The following is a 1,775-nucleotide window of genomic DNA, read 5'->3' on the forward strand; positions in this document are numbered from 1 at the left end:
CCGAGGGAAGGCAGCAGCCCCCGTAACCTTGTTGACAATCCCCCCAATGCAGGAAATAAGGCGGTCAGCCCGCCGCCCCGGGTCAGCATAAACAGACTGAGCCGGAACGCCGCAAACGGGACGATGACCGCCGCCGCCGCCAGTGCCAGTGCGCCGAGAGCCGTTACCATAACCCCCATTGCGATTGCGCCGAGGGCTAGCATCTTGACCAATTGGGGATTGGCTTTCATCCATGGGCCAATTTTGCTGATTAGCTTTGTAATACTTTGTGTCACATTTCGTAGAGGGGAATCGACGCTTTCATTCAGTTGGATGCCTAAATCCTGCCATGCAGATTGGAGTTGTCTGATATCTCCACGCAGGTTATCAATTTTTGTTTTGGCGTTTTTTCCTGCTTCACCTTCCGCATTATCATTGGCCGATTTTTTCTCGTCATATTTGCCGTTGACTGTTCCCTTGAGTACGGCTCCCATGCCGACCATTGCTTCTTCGCCGAAAATGTCTTTTTTTATCCGGATCTGGCTGGCCTGATCGTATTTGCGCAGACTGATCGCCATATCCTGAAGAATGTCGTCAGCTCCGCGCAGTTCACCGTTGGCCTTTTTCACCTTAACGCCCAATGAGGCCATTGCATCCGCACCCGCACCAGTGGGGGCAACCATGCGGGATAGTCCCGCCCGCAGTGCCGTTCCTGCCATACTACCGCGTATGCCATTATCGGCCATGAGTCCTGCCATCGCCGCCATGCTTTCCAAACTGACTCCCACTTCTGATGCGATCGGGCCAGCATAGGTCATGGTTTCACCCAGTTGTCGCAAGTCGGTATTACTGCGGGTAAATGTGGCGGTCAGAACATCAGACACTCTGTTCATCTGGTCGGCGTCCAGATTAAACTGGGTCAGCACGTTTGAGCCAATATCTGCCGCCTCGCCGAGATCAACATCGCCCGCCAAGCCCATATTGAGTACACCGGGCAAAGCCGATTTTATCGATTCCGGGGTAAATCCGGCCATTGCCAGAAATTTCTGGCCTGCGGCGGCATCAGTTGCGGTATAGGCTGTGCTGGCGCCCAATTGCCGCGCCTGTTCGCGTAACATTTTCAGTTGAGAGGAATCTTTATCCAGTCGGGTGAGTGCCTGAACGGTTGACATGCCTTCGTCAAAATCCAGTCCCGGTGTCATCATGCGCGACATGCCATATAACGAACCGGCACCGGCTGCCATGCCTGCCGCCCCCGCCGAGACCAGTTTACCCCGCGTTTCTTTAGCCTGAGCATAACGGGACTGGGCGCGTGTAACCGCAGTCAGCCGCCGTTGTTGTTCAGCAAGCTGTCGGTTATAGGCTTCCGTGCGTCGGGTAACTTGGCCGGTAACATCGCTGCTACTGCGGGCGGAAATGCCGTGCCGGTACAGTTCAGCCGCGACCCCGCGTAATTTCTGTTTCTCCTTGTCCAACGCACGGCCATAGCGATCCCGTTCTTGTCGCGCCGCCTGCAATATCCTGCGCTGCTCTTCCGTTTGCTGGGCGAAAGGCGGCATCTGATCACGCAGGGCCTTAACCTTGCGTTTGGCTTCATCATAGGAGTCAGACGTTTTTTTAACGGAATTCGTGAGCCGCTCAAAAGTGCGTGCCTGACTCTGCAAGCTGCGGACACTGTTGTGGGTATTGCGGATTTGGGAGGATAGCCCCGCCGCCGCACGGTTGGCGGCGTTAAGGGGGCCTGAAAGTCGGTTTGCCGCGCTCAGTGAAACCCGAATATTCAAGTTACGATCGGT

Annotated in this window: 1 protein-coding gene; it reads right to left on the reverse strand. The window is 55.4% G+C overall.

Going from position 1 to position 1,775, the window contains the following annotated elements:
- Window positions 1–1,775 (reverse strand): phage tail tape measure protein (locus tag NXS07_RS19800; protein WP_258087488.1); only part of this gene is annotated, 1,775 nt, incomplete at both ends.

This window comes from Xenorhabdus bovienii (assembly GCF_024721015.1).
In the GTDB taxonomy this organism is placed as follows: domain Bacteria; phylum Pseudomonadota; class Gammaproteobacteria; order Enterobacterales; family Enterobacteriaceae; genus Xenorhabdus; species Xenorhabdus bovienii.